This window comes from Allobosea sp. TND4EK4, from assembly GCF_900156025.1.
GTDB lineage: Bacteria > Pseudomonadota > Alphaproteobacteria > Rhizobiales > Beijerinckiaceae > Allobosea.
In genome coordinates this window covers 1-17,900 of sequence record NZ_FTMO01000035.1, presented here as the reverse complement: position 1 = coordinate 17,900, position 17,900 = coordinate 1, and the positions used below count along the sequence as shown (strand labels likewise).

Annotated in this window: 15 protein-coding genes and 1 pseudogene; 10 read left to right on the top strand and 6 right to left on the bottom strand. The window is 67.8% G+C overall.

Features of this window, described 5'->3' with window-relative positions:
* Nucleotides 1-231: 231 nt before the first annotated feature.
* The gene (locus BW981_RS21655) at nt 232-1,101 is read right to left on the bottom strand and encodes a LysR family transcriptional regulator (protein WP_076443002.1); all 870 of its coding nucleotides are present in this window, start codon (nt 1,099-1,101) and stop codon (nt 232-234) included.
* Nucleotides 1,102-1,295: 194 nt separating this feature from the next.
* On the opposite strand from BW981_RS21655, the gene ilvD reads away from it, so the two are divergent.
* Together ilvD and BW981_RS21645 are read left to right on the top strand one after the other, a co-directional pair.
* Nucleotides 1,296-3,137, top strand: a complete 1,842-nt coding sequence (gene ilvD, locus BW981_RS21650; protein WP_076443000.1) for a dihydroxy-acid dehydratase — start codon at nt 1,296-1,298, stop codon at nt 3,135-3,137.
* A gap of 119 nt (nt 3,138-3,256) precedes the next feature.
* Entirely contained in the window at nt 3,257-4,189 is a 933-nt protein-coding gene (locus BW981_RS21645; protein WP_076442998.1) for a hypothetical protein, read from the top strand.
* Nucleotides 4,190-4,244: 55 nt separating this feature from the next.
* Here BW981_RS21645 and BW981_RS21640 read toward each other — a convergent pair whose 3' ends face one another.
* Nucleotides 4,245-4,772, bottom strand: coding sequence for a hypothetical protein (locus BW981_RS21640; protein WP_076443006.1), 528 nt, complete (start codon nt 4,770-4,772; stop codon nt 4,245-4,247).
* Nucleotides 4,773-4,930: 158 nt separating this feature from the next.
* On the opposite strand from BW981_RS21640, the gene BW981_RS21635 reads away from it, so the two are divergent.
* The 4 genes from BW981_RS21635 to BW981_RS21620 all read left to right on the top strand — a co-directional run bounded on the left by BW981_RS21635 (nt 4,931) and on the right by BW981_RS21620 (nt 9,529).
* Nucleotides 4,931-5,374, top strand: coding sequence for an Lrp/AsnC family transcriptional regulator (locus BW981_RS21635; protein ID WP_076442996.1), 444 nt, complete (start codon nt 4,931-4,933; stop codon nt 5,372-5,374).
* A gap of 162 nt (nt 5,375-5,536) precedes the next feature.
* Nucleotides 5,537-6,667, top strand: a complete 1,131-nt coding sequence (locus BW981_RS21630) for a saccharopine dehydrogenase C-terminal domain-containing protein (RefSeq protein ID WP_076442994.1) — start codon at nt 5,537-5,539, stop codon at nt 6,665-6,667.
* Nucleotides 6,668-6,765: 98 nt separating this feature from the next.
* Complete coding sequence (locus tag BW981_RS21625) at nt 6,766-7,725, top strand: protein-methionine-sulfoxide reductase heme-binding subunit MsrQ (protein WP_083712563.1); 960 nt, start codon at nt 6,766-6,768, stop codon at nt 7,723-7,725.
* A gap of 142 nt (nt 7,726-7,867) precedes the next feature.
* Nucleotides 7,868-9,529, top strand: a complete 1,662-nt coding sequence (locus tag BW981_RS21620) for an MFS transporter (RefSeq protein WP_076443004.1) — start codon at nt 7,868-7,870, stop codon at nt 9,527-9,529.
* Between the two features lie 7 nt (nt 9,530-9,536).
* On the opposite strand, the gene BW981_RS21615 is transcribed toward BW981_RS21620, so the two are convergent.
* Nucleotides 9,537-10,334: an undecaprenyl-diphosphate phosphatase gene (locus tag BW981_RS21615; protein ID WP_076442992.1), complete on the bottom strand. Its 798-nt coding sequence runs from the start codon at nt 10,332-10,334 to the stop codon at nt 9,537-9,539.
* 252 nt (nt 10,335-10,586) lie between these two features.
* Here BW981_RS21615 and BW981_RS21610 point away from each other — a divergent pair, with 252 nt between their 5' ends.
* The 3 genes from BW981_RS21610 to BW981_RS21600 are packed head-to-tail and all read left to right on the top strand — an operon-like array spanning nt 10,587 to nt 13,278.
* The gene (locus tag BW981_RS21610) at nt 10,587-11,279 is read left to right on the top strand and encodes a glutathione S-transferase family protein (RefSeq protein WP_076442990.1); all 693 of its coding nucleotides are present in this window, start codon (nt 10,587-10,589) and stop codon (nt 11,277-11,279) included.
* On the top strand, nt 11,177-12,415 hold the full coding sequence (gene queG, locus BW981_RS21605) for a tRNA epoxyqueuosine(34) reductase QueG (protein ID WP_083712561.1): 1,239 nt from the start codon (nt 11,177-11,179) through the stop codon (nt 12,413-12,415). The genes BW981_RS21610 and queG overlap by 103 nt, the downstream gene beginning before the upstream one ends.
* Nucleotides 12,412-13,278 (top strand): SDR family oxidoreductase, encoded by an 867-nt coding sequence (locus tag BW981_RS21600; protein ID WP_076442986.1) that lies wholly within the window; start codon nt 12,412-12,414, stop codon nt 13,276-13,278. Before queG ends, BW981_RS21600 begins: the two co-directional genes overlap by 4 nt.
* 5 nt (nt 13,279-13,283) lie before the next feature.
* Here the strand turns inward: BW981_RS21600 and BW981_RS21595 are convergent, their stop codons facing one another.
* The 3 genes and pseudogenes from BW981_RS21595 to BW981_RS21585 all read right to left on the bottom strand — a co-directional run.
* The gene (locus BW981_RS21595) at nt 13,284-14,243 is read right to left on the bottom strand and encodes a l-ornithine N(alpha)-acyltransferase (protein WP_076442984.1); all 960 of its coding nucleotides are present in this window, start codon (nt 14,241-14,243) and stop codon (nt 13,284-13,286) included.
* A 156-nt stretch (nt 14,244-14,399) separates the two neighbouring features.
* The gene (locus tag BW981_RS21590) at nt 14,400-16,475 is read right to left on the bottom strand and encodes an ATP-binding protein (RefSeq protein WP_076442982.1); all 2,076 of its coding nucleotides are present in this window, start codon (nt 16,473-16,475) and stop codon (nt 14,400-14,402) included.
* A 106-nt stretch (nt 16,476-16,581) separates the two neighbouring features.
* A pseudogene (locus BW981_RS21585) lies at nt 16,582-17,490 on the bottom strand (ATP-binding protein); the annotation flags it as partial.
* Nucleotides 17,491-17,685: 195 nt separating this feature from the next.
* Here BW981_RS21585 and BW981_RS23300 point away from each other — a divergent pair.
* Nucleotides 17,686-17,900, top strand: a 215-nt coding sequence (locus tag BW981_RS23300; protein WP_210188720.1) for a hypothetical protein, incomplete at its 3' end; no start/stop codon positions are given.

Genomic DNA, 17,900 nt, shown 5'->3' with positions numbered 1-17,900 from the left:
CCCCAGTCCCTCAGGAAGCGAAGAAGAAGGCGCCGCTCAGCGGCGGCGCCGTCTCGATGGGCGGTTTATAGGCGACACCCCTTTCGCATGTCAACGCCCATTTCAAAAGTTTTTCGGAGGAAATGACATTTCTTGAAAAATCAGAGGCTTAAGGGAGATCATCGCAGCTGGGGCGGGGGAAAGCCCGCTTGCGATCGATCGTTTCGGCCCCTCGGCGGGCGTTTTGCGCCTTCACGGCGCTCCGCCCCTCTTTTCACGCAGAGCGTCTCCGAGAAACGCCGCCAGAGCGCCGATCGCGGCACTGACCCGCCCCGGTGTCAGATGCAGGGCGATCTCCGAGGCAGGCAGCAGTGGCAGACCCTCCTCCTGTCCCAGAAGACGCAGGCCAGCGCGTGCCGTCCCCTGCTTCACCACCGTGAGGGCCGCGCCGGAGGCCGCCACGGCCTCGACGGCGCCGATGCTCGTGCTCGAGAACAGGATACGCCAGCGCAACCCCGCTTCGTCGAGGGCGGCCAGGGCCCATTCGCGGAACATATTCGGTGGCTTGAGCAGCGCCAGCGGCAGCGGCGCATCGAGCACGAAGGACACCTCATCGGCGCAAGCCCAGGATGTCGGCTCCTGGCGCAGCACGGTGCCGCGGCCGTCGCCGGCCTTCTGCGTCGCAAGCACGAGGTCGAACTCTTCGCCGAGCCCGTTCAGCAGGTCACGCGTGAAGCCGGTCGTCACCTCGAGCTCGACATCGGGATGGGAGCGAGCGAAGCGGGCCAGGATCTCGGGCAGCACCAGCGTGGCGTAGTCGTCCATGACCGCCAGCCGCACCCGGCCGCTGACCTGCCGGGCGTTGATGACATCGAGCGCCTCGTCATGCAGCGCCACGATCCGGCGGGCATAGCCAAGGAACTGCTCGCCCGCATGCGTCAGCGAGACGTCGTGGGGCGAGCGCTGCAGCAGGCTTTGCCCAGTCAGCTCCTCCAGCCGGCGGATTTGCGCGCTGACGGTCGATTGGCTGCGGAACAGAGCAGCAGCCGCGCGGGTGAAGTTGCGCAGCTCCGCGATCGTGACGAAGGAACGCAGCAGATCGACATCGATGTTGCGCAGCATGGTGGAGCGGCCGTCTGTCGGTCGGAACGATGCCTTGTCTTAAAGGAGGCCGCGGAGCCGGACCATCCCGGCCCTCCGCATCATCGACCGCGCCGATCATCGAAATCGACGAATTCGATTTTGCGGAACGCCGCCTCCGGATTAGGTTGCCGGCCGAACGGGCCGCGAGGAGCCCGGCATCGGAGCACGACGCAATGCCCAGGCTGAGATCCGCCACCTCCACCCATGGCCGCAACATGGCCGGCGCCCGCGGCCTGTGGCGCGCCACCGGCATGAAGGACGGGGATTTCGGCAAGCCGATCATCGCGGTGGTGAACTCCTTCACCCAGTTCGTGCCCGGCCATGTCCATCTCCAGGATCTCGGCCAGCTCGTCGCCCGCGAGATCGAGAAGGCCGGCGGCGTCGCCAAGGAGTTCAACACCATCGCGGTCGATGACGGCATCGCCATGGGCCATGACGGCATGCTCTACAGCCTGCCCTCGCGCGAGCTCATCGCCGACAGCGTCGAATACATGGTCAACGCCCATTGCGCCGACGCGATGGTCTGCATCTCCAACTGCGACAAGATCACCCCCGGCATGCTGATGGCCGCGATGCGGATCAACATCCCGACCATCTTCGTCTCGGGTGGGCCGATGGAAGCGGGCAAGTACATCGCCGAAGGCGTGCTGAAGAAGGTCGATCTCGTCGATGCGATGATCGCCGCCGCCGACGACAAGTACACCGACGCCCAGGTCGACGCGATCGAGCGCTCCGCCTGCCCGACCTGCGGCTCCTGCTCCGGCATGTTCACCGCCAACTCGATGAACTGCCTGACCGAGGCTCTGGGCCTCGCTCTGCCCGGCAACGGCTCGACGCTCGCCACCCATGCAGACCGCAAGCGCCTCTTCGTCGAAGCCGGGCATCTGATCGTCGATATCGCCAAGCGCTATTACGAGCAGGACGACGAGAGCGTGCTGCCGCGCAACGTCGGTTCCTTCAAGGCCTTCGAGAACGCGATGACGCTCGACATCGCCATGGGCGGCTCGACCAATACGGTTCTTCACCTGCTCGCGGCCGCGCATGAGGCGGAGATCGACTTCACCATGGCCGATATCGACCGGCTCTCGCGCCGCGTGCCGGTGCTCTGCAAGGTCGCGCCGGCCGTGGCCAACGTCCATATGGAAGATGTGCATCGCGCCGGCGGCATCATGGCGATCCTCGGCGAGCTCGACCGCGCCGGCCTGATCGACACCTCGCTGCCAACCGTCCACGCCACCACCATGGCCGACGCCCTGGCCCGCTGGGACATCAAGCAGACCCAGAGCGAGGCGGTGCGCTCGTTCTACAGCGCCGCGCCCGGCGGCATCCCCACCCAGACCGCCTTCAGCCAGGAGCGGCGCTTCGAGGAACTCGACAGCGACCGCGAGTCCGGCGTCATCCGCAGCGCCGAGCACGCCTATTCGAAGGATGGCGGCCTCGCCGTGCTCTACGGCAACATCGCGCTCGACGGTTGCATCGTGAAGACGGCCGGCGTCGATGCCTCGATCCTGAAGTTCTCCGGCCCGGCGGTGATCTTCGAGAGCCAGGACGCCGCGGTCGAGGGCATCCTCAACCGCAAGGTCAAGGAGGGCGACATCGTCCTCATCCGCTATGAAGGGCCGCGCGGCGGGCCCGGGATGCAGGAGATGCTCTATCCGACGAGCTACCTGAAGTCGAAGGGCCTCGGCAAGGCCTGCGCCCTCGTGACCGATGGCCGCTTCTCGGGCGGCTCGTCCGGCCTCTCCATCGGCCATGTCTCGCCGGAGGCGGCGGAGGGCGGTGCGATCGGCCTGGTCGAGAGCGGCGACATCATCGCGATCGACATCCCGAACCGCAGCATCTCGCTCCAGGTATCCGACGAGGATCTGGCCCATCGCCGCGCCGCGATGGAGGCGAAAGGCAAGGATGCCTGGAAGCCGGCGGCACCGCGCAAGCGCAAGGTCTCGACCGCGCTGAGGGCCTATGCCGCGACGACGACGAGCGCGGCCAAGGGCGCGGTGCGCGTCGTCGACTGAGACGTGTCGCGAGCGCCGTCGGTCCATGGGCGGCGCTCGCGCAACTGGAACGTGCGGAAGGCTTCCGCCGTTTGCACTCCTGCACTAGCCTGAGTGGTGAACTGCATGGAGGCCACCGTATGCGAGCCGCGCTCGTCGCCCTGATCTGTCTCATAGCGCTGCCGGCGAGCGCCGCCGGGCCGTTCGGCAAGATCGTGGTCGGCAACTGGTCGGGCGGCACCTTCACCAACGATCAGACCGGCGCCTTTTCCCATTGCGCCGTCAGTGCCCGCTACAAGAGCGGAATCACCATGCTGACATCGGTCACGGCGCAGTTCGTCTGGCTGATCGGCTTCTCCAAGCCGGACTGGAAGCTCCGCCCCGGCGAGACGCTCGGTCTCAAGCTCGTTTTCGATCGCAGCCGCACCATCGACGTGGTGGCCAACGTCAAGTCCCCGACGCTGATCACCATCGGGATGCCGGCGCAGTCGGCGCTGATCGACGCGTTCCGCCAGGGCCGCTTCCTCGAGTTGATCGCCAAGGACGCGCGCTTCACCTTCGCCCTGACCTCGACGGGCGAGATGCTGCCGGCGCTCGTCGATTGCGTGAGGCAGAGCGGGAATGTCCGGGGGCCCGTGACGCCGGGTGCGCCCGCTCAGCCGCAGAGGGCCGAGACGGAGCAGGAGCGCGCCGCAAGAGCCGAGAAGAAGACGGTGCTGGAGAAGTCGCGCGACCTGATCCGCTCGCGAATGCTCGCCTGCATCGGGCGCGAGGGTGCGCCGATGCTGCTGACCGACGAGAAGGCGGAAGTCGTGGCCAAGGCCGCAATGCTGTTTTGCAAGGCGGATGTCGATGCCCTGACCAATGCGACAATCGAGCTGATCGAGACGGAAGCGGGACGCGCGGCAAACCGGGCCGCCATTCGCGACGCGGCGGAGAAGCGCGTTCAGGAACTGGTGACCGCCCATGTCGTCCGCACGCGCGGCGAGATGATCGGGAAAGGCCGGACGCCCGGTGGCAACGCCCCTGCACGGCCCCCGGATGCGGCGCCGGTGCCGGAGCGCTCCATCTGACGCAGAAGCGCCGCGCTGATGCGCGGCGCTTCGTCGATACCGCAATCGGACGGGTTCAGCCCTTGAGCTTGGCGTTGCACTGGCTCCAGTAGCCGCCACCCTTCTCGATCCATTTGAGCGCGCCGTTGGCGTTGGCCGCCTTGTTGGCGTTGTACTGGTCGGCGCAGGTCTTGAGCCGCGCCTTACCGGCGCTCTCGCTGGAGTACTTCTCGGACACGGCCTTCGGGAAGACGGCCGCCTTAGCCTTCCCGGCCGGAGCCGCAGCAGGCTTGGCGGCGGGAGCGGCGGCAGGGGCCGCGGCCGGCGCCGCAGCAGGCTTGGCGGCGGGAGCGGCGGCAGGGGCCGCGGCCGGCGCCGCAGCCGGCTCGGTCACCGCAGCCGCTGCATCGGCCTCTGACGCATCGTCGTCGCCACATTGCGCCTTGCGGAAATCGTTCCACTTCTGGCCCTTCAGCGTGTTCGCCTTCTTGGCCTCCTGATATTTGACGCTGCACTCCTTCATCGTCAGCGCGGAAGCGGGAGACGATGCGAAGGAGGCGAGAGCCAAGGCTGTTGCCGAGGCGAGAATGAATGTCCTGGTCATGACGTTCTCCCAGACGGGGTTTGTGCCGCCGGCCGGCATGCCACTCCCGATCGGCCTGTTTTGCAAGCCCTTTCCGGCTCTCAGACGCCGCGCCGCGCTTGCGAAAATCACTTGGCTCCGCGCATGGTGCCGGCCGCTCGAACGGCTTCGGAGACAACATGGCCAGACCGTCTGACGCGGCCAAGGACCGCGAGCTCATCCGCATCCTGTCGGAGAACGCTCGCCTGCCCTTGTCCGAGATCGCGAAGACGCTCGGCGTGGCGCGCGCCACCGTGCAGGGCCGGCTGGCCCGGCTCGAGCGCGACGGGGTGATCGCCGGCTACACCACCATTCTCGGCAAGGCCGGCGCGCAGGCGAGGACCATCTCCGCGCTTGTCCTGATCGAGCTGGAGGTCAAGCGCCAAGGCGGTGTCATCGCGGCGCTGAAGAAGCGGCCGGAGATCGTCGCCTGTCACACGCTCTCCGGCCATTTCGACCTCTCGGTCAAGGTCGAGTGCGAGACCGCGAGCGATCTCGACGCCATGATCGACTGGATCGCGGAGCTCGACGGCGTCCGCCGCACGACCTCCTCGGTGATTCTGGCCCAAAAATTCGAGCGCTGACCACCCTCGCTGCAATAACCCGTCATATCGCCGGATAATACTACAAGAGAAAGGTTCAAGCTCCGTCGATCCGTCGATCCGCGCCTTAAGTCGCCGCTGTGTTTCGCCGATGGTCCCCCCGGGGAACGGCCCGCATCGGGCCGGGCTGATCAGGAGAGCCTCATGACCATCACCAAGCAGCGCGTCGCCGTTCTCGGCGCAGGCCAGATCGGAGCCATCATCGCCGGCATGCTGGCCGAGCAGGGCCACGATGTCACACTGGCCGACGCCTCGCAGACGCGGCTCGGCCAGATGGCGGGCCGCCGCTTCGCCACGGAGACGGTCGACGCCGCCGATCTCGGCGCGCTGCGCGCTTTCCTGAAGGAGCGCGACATCGTCGTCAGCGCCTGTCCCTATTTCCTGAACAAGGGCATCGCCACGGTCGCGGCCGAAACCGGCACGCATTATTTCGACCTCACCGAGGACGTGGCCACCACCGCCTATATCAAGGAACTCGGCGCGACGGCCGATGTGGCGCTGGTGCCGCAATGCGGACTGGCTCCGGGCTTCATCTGCATTCTCGGCGCCGACATGGCAGCCCGCTTCGAGAGCGTACGGACCATCAAGATGCGCGTTGGCGCGCTCCCGCTCTATCCGACCAACGCGCTGCGCTACAACGTGACCTGGTCAGTCGACGGGCTCATCAACGAATATTGCAACCCCTGCGAGATCGTCTTCGACGGCCAGCCGACCCTGGTGCCGGCGCTCGAAGGCATCGAGAGCGTGATGATCGACGGTGTCGCCTATGAGGCCTTCAACACCTCCGGCGGCCTGGGCACGCTGACTGAGACGCTGGCCGGCAAGGTCCGCAACATGAGCTACAAGACCCTGCGCTATCCAGGCCATGCCGAGATCATGAAGCTCCTGCTGCGCGATCTCGACCTCGCCGACGACCGCGAGACCATGCGGCGCATTCTCGGCCACTCCGCCCCCTTCACGCACAAGGACGTGGTGGTGATCTTCGTCACCGGCGTCGGCGAGCGCAACGGCCGGCTCGAGGAGGAAAGCATCGTGCTGCGCTATGATGGCAGCGAGACCCTGGGCGCGATCCAGCTCACCACCGCCGCGGGCTGCGTCGCCATGATCGAGCTCTTCCTCGGCGGCAAGCTGCCGCAGAAGGGCTTCGTGCGGCAGGAGGATGCGGGCCTCGCGGATTTCCTCGCCACCCGCGCCGGCACGCGCCTTCTGACCGAGGCGCGGGGCGCCGACGCGGCAGGGCTGAAGGCGACCGCACCCCTGCGCGACGCCGCCTGACAGCAGCCTGCCTCACGCGCTTGTGTGACGGCGTGCGGGACAACGGGCCCGCACGTCGGTTATGCGGGGACGATCGACCCGCATCATGGAGAGCGGCCTTGACCACGCCGGCTCGCGCGCAAGCGACAGCACCGACCAGCAAGGCTGCGGCCGAGAAATCAGCGAGACGCAAGCCCGCCGCGCCCTGGACGAGCTGGCTCCCCTGGTGCGACCGGCAGGGCCGCTTCTCGGCGCTCCGGCTCGCGGCCTTCCTGCTGGCACTGCTGCCGGCCGTGCTGATCCTTTACGCCGCCTGGATGAACCAGCTCGGCTCGAAGCCCTGGACCGAAGCCATCCACCGGACGGGGACCTGGGCGGTCAGGCTGCTGCTGCTCTCGCTCGCCATCTCGCCGCTGCGGCGCCTGCTCGACTGGGGCAAGCTGATCGGGGTGCGCCGCATGCTCGGCCTTTCGGTCATGGCCTATGCGCTCGGCCATCTGGCCCTCTACTGCATCGACATGGCCTTCGACTGGGGGCTGATCGTCTCCGAGATCGTCAAGCGCTTCTACCTGACGATCGGCTTCGTCGCGCTCATCGGGCTCGTCGCGCTGGGCATCACCTCGACCGACGGGATGATCCGCCGCCTCGGCAAGAACTGGCAGAGGCTGCACAATCTCGTCTATCCAATCACCGCGATCGCCCTGCTGCATTTCGCGCTGCAATCCAAGATCGACGTCACCGAGCCGGTGCTGATGAGCGGACTGTTCGTGCTGCTGCTGTTCTATCGCGGCCTGTTCCGCTGGAAGCTGCGCCCCTCGCTTCCCCTGCTGGCCGGTCTTGCCCTGCTGGCTGGCCTTGCCACGGCCCTGCTCGAAGCCGGCTGGTATGCCGTGGCGAGCGGCGTCGCGCCCTGGCTCGTCCTCCAGGCCAATGCCGACATCCTGACCTATTGGGACTCTGTCTCGATCAGGCCAGCGCATTGGGTCGCGCTCGCCGGCCTCGGCGTGGCGCTGGCCGCGACCGTGCGCGCCCGCTGGTCGACGCGGCCCGAGCGGCAGCGCCGGGTCAGCCCGGCCTGAGGACAGAGCTGAATTTCCAAGATGGTTGCGCCAAAAACGGTTTGCCGTCGCCGCCGTCCTGTTTAACCCTAGTGCCATGCCTGATGATCCGCATGCCCAGCCGATAGCCGATGTGGCTGAAGCCGAACTCGCCGCAGAAGGCATAGCACCGGCCCAACGTTCCTCGCCCTTCGTCCCGCTGCGGCAGCCGATTTTCCGCGCGGTCTGGTTCGCCAGCCTTGCCTCGAATTTCGGCGGCCTCGTCCAGGCGGTCGGCGCATCCTGGATGATGGCGTCGATCTCGCCCTCCCCCGAGATGGTGGCGCTGGTCCAGGCTTCGACGACGCTCCCCGTGATGCTGTTCTCGCTCGCGTCGGGAGCGATCTCTGACAATTACGACCGCCGCCGCATCATGCTGGTGGCCCAGGGCTTCATGCTCACCGTCTCGATCGCGCTGGCGGTCTTCGCCTGGCTCGGCGTGATCACGCCCTGGATGCTCCTGAGCTTCACCTTCCTGATCGGCTGCGGCACGGCCCTGAACAATCCAGCCTGGCAATCCTCGGTCGGGGACATGGTGCCGCGTCGCGACGTGCCGGCGGCAGTGACGCTGAACAGCGTCGCCTTCAACATTGCCCGCAGCGTTGGCCCGGCGATCGGCGGTGCCATCGTCGCCGCGGCCGGCGCGGTCGCAGCCTTCGCGACCAATGCGTTCAGCTATATCGCGCTGATCACCGTGCTCGCCCGCTGGCAGCCGCCCAAGGTCGAGCGCCTGCTCCCGCGCGAGACGCTGTTCATCGCGATGGGCGCGGGCATCCGCTATGTCGCGATGTCGCCCAATATCCGAGCCGTGATCCTGCGCGCCTTCGCCTTCGGCTTCGGCGCCATCGTCGGCCTGGCCCTGTTGCCGCTGGTGGCGCGCGACCTCATCAAGGGCGGGCCCCTCACCTACGGCATCCTGCTCGGCGGCTTCGGCGCCGGCGCCGTGGCGGGCGCCTTCATGAGCGCGCGGCTGCGAAGGGCGATGAGCACCGAGGCGCTGGTGCGCTCCACCTTCATCGCCTACGCCGTCGGCATCCTGCTGGTCGGCTCCAGCCGCTCGATCTGGCTGACCATGCCGGGCCTTTTCGTCTGCGGCGCCTGCTGGGTGCTGGCGCTGTCGACCTTCAACGCCACCGTCCAGCTCTCGGCGCCGCGCTGGGTCGTCGGCCGCGCGCTGGCGATCTACCAGATGGCGACCTTCGGCGGCATGGCGATCGGCAGTTGGGCCTGGGGCCGCACCGCCCTGCATTTCGACACCGACCGCGGCCTCCAGCTCTCGGCCATCGCATTGCTCATCGGGGCGGCGCTGGGCCTGCGCTATCGCCTGCCGCCGCTGGAGGAGCTCAATCTCGATCCGCTGAGCCGCTGGCGCGAGCCCAAGGTCGCGATCGACATCGAGCCGCGCAGCGGGCCGGTGATCGTCACCATCGAATACATCATCAAGCCGGAAGACGTTGTCGCCTTCCTGAACGTCATGGCCGAACGCCGGCGCATCCGCCGCCGCGACGGCGCACGCCACTGGACGCTCCTGCGCGACCTGACCGACCCGACGCTCTGGATCGAGCGCTATGACAGCCCGACCTGGGTCGAATATGTCCGCCAGAACCAGCGCATCACCAAGGCCGATGCCGAAATCGGCGAGCGCGTGCGCGCGCTCCACAGCGGTTCGAACCCGCCCGTGGTCCACCGCATGATCGAGCGCCAGACCGCGACGCTGCCGCAGGCGCAGGCGAGCGGCCCTCCGACGGTCGCCGATTCCCTCTCCGACCCGGCTCGTCCAGCCTGAGCCGGCCTCAGCCGAAGATCCAGATTCCGGCCAGTCCCAGCATGCCGACGATGATCCGCCACCAGGCGAAGACGGCAAAACCGTGCCGCGAGACGAAATCGAGGAAGGAGCGGACCACCAGCAGGGCTGCGAAGAAGGCGGCGACGAAGCCGATGACGATGAGGATGCCGTCGTCGAAGGTCAGCGACTTGTAGCTCTTCAGCAGGTCATAGGCGAAGGCGCCAGCCATGGTCGGCATGGCGAGGAAGAAGGAGAACTCCGCCGCCGCCCGCTTGCTCGCACCCATCAGCATCGCGCCGACGATCGTCGCGCCCGAGCGCGATACGCCGGGGATCATCGCCAGACACTGGAAGAAGCCGATCTTCAGATACATCGGCAGGGTGAACTGCGTCGCGTCGGTGTGCTTCTCCTGCAATTCGAGCTCATCGACGACGAGCAGCACGAGGCCGCCTGCGATCAGCGCACAGCAGACGATGATGGGGTTGAACAGCACGCCCTTGATGAAGCCGTGCAGCAGCGCGCCGATGATCGCCGCCGGCAGGAAGGCGACCAGCACGCCCAGGATGAAGCGGCGTGCCGCCGGATCGCGCGGCGCCCTGAGCGCGATGTCGAGCAGACGGCGGAAGTAGACCAGTACGATCGCCAGGATCGCGCCAAGCTGCACCAGCACCTCGAAGGTCTTCCCGTTCGATTCGAAGCCGAGGAAGTGGCCCAGCAGCAGCAGATGGCCGGTCGAGGAAACCGGCAGGAACTCGGTCAGCCCCTCGACGATGCCGAGGACGAAGGCTTCGATGATGTTCTGCATGAACGGTGTCCTCGTGGGGCTTTGGCGCCGCCGCCTGCGTCGTCGATCTAGGACCGGCTCTACCCCCACCTCTTTGCAAATTGGTTACCACCTCGACAACCGGATCGCGCGAATCGTGTCGGTCGGGGCCATGCTCGCTTGTGACGGTTCTTGGGCATGCTAAGAGCGGGCGCCGGGCGCATAGCGGGCATCATTCTGGCCTCTCGCCCCGCTCCGGCCGCATTTGACCCGCTTCAAGGCTTGATGAGTGCCATGGCGACCCTGTTCCATCATCCGCTATGCCCGCATTCGCGCTTCATTCGCCTGGTGGTGAGCGAGTTCGGCATGGAAACCGAACTGGTCGAGGAGCGCGTCTGGGAACGGAGGCGGGAATTCCTCGAGCTGAACACGGCCGGCACGACGCCCGTCTTTCAGGAGCAGAACGGCATGGCCGTTCCAGGCGCGGGGCCGATCGCCGAATATCTCGACGAGACGCGCGGACTCGCGCTGGGCGACCGCCGGTTGCTGCCCGAGGGACCGGGCGAGCGCGTCGAGGTTCGCCGCCTGCTCGACTGGTTCAATCTGAAATTCCATGAGGAGATCACCGGCCCGCTGGTGCTCGAGAAGGTGATGAAGCGGTTCATGAGCCGCGACGAAGGCGGCGGCCCGCCGGAGATGAGCGCGATCCGTGCGGCCCGCTCCAATGTCCGCTATCATCTGCGCTATATCGCCTGGCTGCTGGCGAAGCGGAACTGGATCGCCGGCAGCCGGCTGAGCTATGCCGATCTGGCCGCCGCGGCGCATTTGTCTTGCGTCGACTATCTCGGCGACGTGCCCTGGGACGAGGACGAGACGACGCGCGCATGGTACGCCCGGATCAAATCGCGGCCGAGCTTTCGCCCGCTGCTGGCCGACCGGGTGCCGGGCATGGCGCCGAGCGCCCATTACGACAATCTGGACTTCTGAGCGGCGCAGCCCTCAAGCGCGCGGTCGCCGAGCGGGCGTTGTCCGAGGGCTTCGCGGTGATCCGCGTCGCCGCCGCCGACGCGATTCCGCAGGCTCCCGAACGGCTCAAAACCTGGCTCGAGGCCGGCTATCACGGCGAGATGGGCTGGATGGATGAGCGCACCGCCGAGCGCGCCGATCCGCGCCGGCTCTGGGGCGAGGTCCGGTCCATTGTCATGCTGGGCATGAACTATGCCGGCGAGGACGATCCTCTCGCGACCCTGGCGGAGCCCGGCAAGGCGGCGATCTCGCTCTATGCCCGTCGGCGCGACTATCACGACGTCATCAAGGGCAAGCTGAAGACGGTGGCTGGCCTGCTCGCCGCCCGCGCCGGCGCCGATGTCAAGGTCTTCGTCGATACCGCGCCGGTGATGGAAAAGCCGCTGGCGCAGGCCGCCGGCCTCGGCTGGCAGGGCAAGCATACGGTCCTGGTCTCGCGCGAGCACGGCTCATGGCTCTTGCTGGGGGCGATCTACACCACCGCAGATCTGCCCCCCGATGCGCCCGAGACCGACCATTGCGGCTCCTGCCGGCGCTGCCTCGACATCTGCCCGACCAATGCCTTCCCGGCCCCCTACCGGCTCGATGCCCGCCGCTGCATCGCCTACCTCACCATCGAGCACCCCGGCCATATCGACGCGGACCTGCGGCCGGGCATCGGCAACCGCGTCTTCGGCTGCGACGACTGCCTGGCGGTATGCCCCTGGAACAAGTTCGCCAGCGCTTCCCTCGAAACGCGGCTCGCCCTGAAGAGCGAACTTGCCGAGCTCTCGCTGGCCGAGCTCGCCAGGCTCGACGACCCTGCCTTCCGGACGCTCTTCGCCGGCACGCCGGTGAAGCGCACGGGCCATGCCCGCTTTCTGCGCAACGTGCTGATCGCCATCGGCAACAGCGGATTGCCGCATCTGGCGGACAGCGCGGCCCCGCATCTCGCCCATCCCTCTCCGCTGGTGCGGGCCATGGCCGTCTGGGCACTGGGCCGGCTCGCTCCGCAAAGGGCGGCCGACATCGCCGCGACATCCCTGCAGGGGGAATCCGACGCTCAGGTCCGCGCCGAATGGTCGATGGTCGCCGATTCCACGGAAGACGCTGCATGAACCTCCTGATTCTGGGCCTCGGCTACACCGCCGGCTTTTTCGCCCGCGCCGCTCTTGCGCAAGGATGGGAGATCACCGGCACGGTCCGCGATGCCGACAGGGCGGCCGAACTCAGCCGTGGCGGCATCCAGACCCTCGTCTTCGGCGGTTTCGCCGTCTCGCGCCGGCTCGCCGAAGCGGTCGAGCAGGCCGATGCCGTACTGGTTTCGATCCAGCCGGGCGAGGATGGCGATCCGGTCCTCAACGCGCTGTCCGGGGCTCTGGCTGCCGCGCCGCGGCTGCGCTGGATCGGCTATCTGTCCACCATCGGCGTCTATGGCGACCAGGACGGAGCCTGGATCGACGAAACGACACCGCCGAGGCCCGGGAATGCCCGCAACCGGCGTCGCGTCGCGGTCGAGCAAGCCTGGCTTGATCTGGGCGCCAGAACCAGCAAGGCCGTGCAGATCTTTCGCCTCGCCGGCATCTACGGTCCCGGCCGCAGCCCTCTGGCGAAACTGCGCAGCGGCCACGCGCATCGCATCGTCAAGCCGGGGCAGGTCTTCAACCGCATCCATGTCGAGGATATCGCAGCCCTGCTGATGGCCTCGCTCGCCCGGCCGCACCCCGGCGCGATCTACAATGTCAGCGACGACGAGCCGGCCCCACCGCAGGATGTCGTGACGCTGGCCGCCGAACTGACCGGGCTGCGGCCGCCGCCGGAAGTCCCCTTCGACGCAGCGCAGCTCTCACCGATGGCTGCCAGCTTCTACAGCGAGAACAAGCGCGTTTCGAACGCCCTCGCGAAGCGCGAATTCGGCTACGCGCTGCGCTATCCGACCTACCGCGAGGGCCTGCGCTCCCTGCTTGCGGCTGGCGAATAACGCCGTCAGGCCGCGAAGCGCCGGCTGTCGCCGCCGTAATAATCGATATAGCGCTTGTCGATCGCTGCCACCGGCAGGACGACGAGAACGTCTGTCGTGCCAAACTGGCGGTCGACCACCGCCCCGGTCCCGAAGCGCGCGCCGAGCCGGAGATAGCCCTTGATCAGCGGCGGCATCTGCCGCAGCGCCAGCTTGGCGTCGATCGTCTCGGCTGGCAGCCTGTCCATCCCGACGAGATGCTCGGGATGAGCCTGGGCCATCCACTCGCCATCCGATCGCGCCTGATGATGCAGGAAGCTCAGCGGCAGGGCGAGCGCCTCCGGATCGGTCCCGTCGAAAGAGGCGCAGCCGAACATCGCATCGATGCGATGGTGGCGGATATAGGCCCAGATGCCGGACCAGAGGAGATCGACCGTCCGCTTGGTCCGGTAGGGCTTGAGCACGCAGGAGCGGCCGAGCTCAAGGAAGCGCTGGCCCGGATGCCGCGCCAGGAGCGGGGCAAGGTCGAACTCGCTCTGCGAGTAGAAGCCGCCGAGCCTGTCGGCGGCGCTCTTGCGCATCAGGCGATAGGTGCCGACGACCTTCGGCTTGACCCCGCCGAAGCGGCCGCGCGCCTCGTGATCGATCACCAGCAGATGGTCGCAGGCCTTGTCGAAACGGTCCGCATCGCGGCGGAACACCCGCGCCACGACATCCGGCTTCGCCGACATCTCCTGGTAGAACACGCGATAGCGCAGGCGCTGCGCCCGCCAGATCTCACGCGAGCTGCGGGCCAGCCGCACCTCGAGCGATCCATGCCGGCCGAGGGTGCCCGAAAGGGCCTCCGCCTCGCCGGAGGCGTCGGCGAAACGCCGCATCGCGCCACCCGTCACCGGCATCATCGGCGCCAGGCGCGAAAGAAGAGGATTGCCGGCTGAGAAACGCGCCGGTGGCCTGTCGGAGCCTCCAGAAACGTACAAGGTCATCACCCGTTTCATCCCTGAGCACGCGGAGGCGGCTTCACCGGCAAGGCTGCGAAAGCCTCCTTCGGACCCGTCCCCAAGCCGCATCCGGCATGGGAAAGGCTTGCTCGGCCTATCTTACAAGGTTGCGACAAAACTGCGTCGAAGCCATGACGCCGGTCAAGCCGAAAGGGATTCGCGCTCTTTCCGGTGCAGGCGCTCCAGCAGGCGCTCCAGTGCCAGCCGGTCCAATGGCTTTGCCAGGCAATCATCCATGCCGGCGCCCAGCGCGGCATCGCGATCCGCCGCCGAGACATTGGCCGTCACCGCCACGATCGGGAGCCGCGTCTGCCGCCGCTGCCCGTGTTCGAGCCTGCGAACCGCACGCGCGCAGTCGAGGCCGGTCAATCCCGGCATGCGGATATCCAGCAGGGCAAGGTCCAGTGGCGTCTCCTCGCCCGCGAATCCCGCAGCGATCCTTTGCAGCGCTGCGGCACCGTCCTTGACCCAGATCGCGGTCGAGCCGAGCCGTTCCAGGGTGCGCGTCAGAAGCAGCGCGTTGATCTCGTTGTCTTCCGCGACCAGCACGTTGAGGCGAACGGGCGCGGCAGGAGCCGCGAGGCCTGGCAAGCCCGCAGGCGCAAAGCCGCCCGGAGCCTGCGAGCCGAGACGCTCGTAGAGCGAGCGCGCTCGTACCGGCTTGATCAGGAAACCGGAAAAGCCAGCTGCCTGGGGCGAGCCGAACTGGCGTCTCGCAAGGGGCGCGAGCAGGATCAGGCAGTCGCGAATGCCGGCTGCCTTGATCGCCAGCGCCAATTCCTTTGCCGGCGCATCGCCAAGTGTATGGTCGATCAGCACCGCATCCAGGGTGCCGGCCGCAAGCGCTCCGACGGCCGCCTGTTGGTCCGATACGATGGAGACGGAGGCCCGGGTCGCCCGGATCGTCTCGGCCAGGAAGCCGGCGGCGAACGGAGCGGGCGAGACGACCAGCATGCGCCGGCCCGGCCAATGCGGGATCGTCAAGGCCCTGCTGCCTTCGGCAGCCGGCAATGGCAGCACCGCACGGAAGCTCGCCCCCTGCCCCGGCCGGCTTTCGGCGCGGACCTCTCCGCCCATTGCCCGGACCAGCCGGCGCACGATCGCGAGCCCCAGCCCTGTCCCGGCATGGAGCGAACCCGGCCCGTGCTCGACCTGCTCGAACTCGCCGAAGATCGTCTCCAGCCGGTCGACCGGAATACCGGGCCCGGTATCGGCGACGACGATCTCGATGGCAGAGCCCGCGCGGCACAGGCTCACCCCGACGCCGCCGGAGGTGGTGAATTTCACTGCATTGCCGACGAGGTTGAGCAGGATCTGGCGCAGGCGATCGCGGTCCCCGACCAGCCGGGCCGGCACGTCGGGCGCGATATGGGCGGCGAGCTCGATGCCCTTGGCCTGGGCGCGCGGCGCCATCAGCTCCGCCACCGTCTCGACGAGCTGGACGGCATCGAAGGGCTCGCGCATGAGCTCGATCCGCCCGGCCTCGACCTTCGCGAAATCGAGGATGTCGTCGACCAGCGCCAGCAGCGCCTCGCCCGAGGTGCGCAGGGCCTGGACATAGGTCGATTGCTCGGCGTCGAGTCCGGTATCCTGAAGCAGGTCCGACATGCCGAGAATGCCATTGAGCGGCGTGCGGAACTCGTGGCTCACCGTGGCCAGGAAGCGGGATTTTGCTTCGCTCGCAGCCTCGGCCCGGCTGCGGGCCTCGACCAGCGCATCCTCGTCCGCGATCCGCGCCGAGATGTCGCGCCCGACGCGTTGCACCACGATGCGCCCATCCGGCCCGGCGACCACGGTTTCGGCCCACGCGACCCAGCGCTCGCCCTCATGAGTGGCGAGGCATTCGTCGAAGCTGCGCGTGCCATCCTCCTGCTGGGCCCGTGGCCGCAGCGCAAGCTGCGGCAATTGCCCATCGCTCCCGACGAGGTCGCCCTCCTGAGCGCCGAACAGCGCCGCATAGGCGGCATTGGCGTAGACGATGGTCGCGCCGTCCCGCCGAACAATGAAATCGCCCTGAGCCTCGACGAGGCTGCGATAGCGCTGTTCGCGGTCGGCGGTGGCCCAGAGCCGGTCGGTCAGGCTCTCGACCTCGTGCCCGAGCGCCGCCTGCTGGGCCAGCATCCGCCCGCGCCACCGCAGCGTCGCGACGCCGCACAGGACGGCGCCGGCGAGGCCGACCAGAACGATCGTCGAGATGAGCCACAACGGGAGAACCATGCTCCCGCTCTAACCCCGCCGGGTTGAAAAAAGCGGCCGGCCGAAGCCTCGATTTCGAGGCAGGCTTGCAAGGCACCGTTAACCGGAGTGAAGTCCGCGCCTCCGCTCAGGCCGCCTGCGCCATCTGGTCGCCCCGGGCGCGGTAGGACAGGGCCTCGGCCAGATGCAGGCGGCCGATCTTCGCCTCGCCATCGAGATCGGCCAGCGTGCGCGCCACCTTCAGCACCCGGTGATAGGCCCGTGCCGTCAGGCGCATCGTGTCGGCGGCGTCTCGCAGAAGCGAGAGCCCCGCATTGTCCGGCTTCGCGATCTCCTCCAGCACCGGCGCGGGGCAAGCGGCGTTCGTTGCGATATGGGGCATGCCCAGGGCGGCGAACCGGACATTCTGCAGGCGCCGCGCCTCGGCCACCCGCGCGGCGACCTCTGCCGAGCCTTCTCCAGCGGAGGGCAGGATGAGGTCGGCCGCCGTCACCGCAGGCACATCGATCATGATGTCGATGCGGTCGATCAGAGGGCCTGATATCCGCGTCTGGTACTGCGCGATGCAGCGCTCGTTGGGCTGGCGCCGGCAGGCATAACCCGGCTCGGTCGCCTTGCCGCAGCGGCAAGGATTCATCGCCGCGATCAGCTGGAACCGCGCCGGATAGACGGCGCGGTGGTTGGCGCGCGAGATCAGCACATCGCCCGTCTCCATCGGCTGGCGCAGCGCATCGAGCACCTGCGGCTGGAACTCGGGCAGTTCGTCGAGGAACAGCACGCCATGATGGGCGAGCGAGACTTCGCCGGGCTTGGCGTGCAGCCCGCCCCCGACCAGCGCCGCCATGGAGGCGGAATGATGCGGCGCCCGGAACGGGCGCCGGTCGGTCAGCCCGCCGCCGGCGAGATGGCCCCCGACCGACAGCACCATCGAAACCTCGAGCAGCTCGCGCGGCGAAAGCGGTGGCAGGATCGATGGCAGCCGGCTCGCCAGCATCGACTTGCCCGCGCCGGGCGGGCCGTTCATCAGCAGGTTGTAATCGGTTTCGGACTCGCGCGAGCGCTTCCATCGGCCCCGATCCTAGCCTTCGCCCGAAGGAATGGAATGCGGGTCGGCATGGTTATCCCCGATCGCGGGGGCTTCCCTCGCGTGACCAGGAATCCCAATATCCGCTTGGAGGGACCTGTCGTGTGGCAGTGGCTAACCGCGCGCCTGTTTAGGACTGCCGACACGTTGGTCGAGGCCGACGCGCGCGCCTTGATCGACCAGCATGGCATCCAGGCCTACGGCGTGGCGCGATGGCGGGCGCACCAGGTCGGGACGGGCAAGCTCGTAGACGACAGTCGGCCCTCGGGTAAGCGTGATCCGATAGCCGCGTGTGGCTATGCAGCCGCGGTTTGGGGCGGGTTTTCGGCCCATGCCCATGGCAGCATTTCGTCGATCTTTGA